The sequence below is a fragment of the Streptomyces beijiangensis genome (genome assembly GCF_017315755.1).
In the GTDB taxonomy this organism is placed as follows: Bacteria; Actinomycetota; Actinomycetes; order Streptomycetales; family Streptomycetaceae; genus Streptomyces; species Streptomyces beijiangensis.
In genome coordinates, this window is record NZ_JAFLRJ010000775.1 from 1 (window position 1) to 292 (window position 292).

Consider the following 292-nt stretch of genomic DNA (forward strand, 5'->3'; position numbering starts at 1 on the left):
TGAGCTTGTTCCGCTTTGACGGACACCGTCGGTGTGCGGTTAGGCCGCGGCGGTCTCGTAGTCGGCGGGACTGCGGTAGCCGAGGCTGCTGTGTAGGCGGTGCAAGTTGTACCAGCTTTCGATGAAGTCGAAGATCGCGGTGCGGGCGGCGGCCCGGCTGGGCCAGGCGGTGGTGCCGAGCAATTCGCGTTTGATGGTGGCGAAGAAGGACTCGGCGAGGGCGTTGTCCCAGCATTGCCCGGTGCGTCCGACAGATAGACGGACGCCCAACTCATCGGCCAGCCCAGCAAAT

At 64.7% G+C, this 292-nt stretch carries 1 protein-coding gene; it reads right to left on the reverse strand.

Features of this window, described 5'->3' with window-relative positions; translation table 11 throughout:
* Positions 1 to 39: 39 nt before the first annotated feature.
* Positions 40 to 292: integrase core domain-containing protein (locus tag J0695_RS38995; protein WP_242553743.1), on the reverse strand; the 253-nt coding region annotated here is incomplete at its 5' end.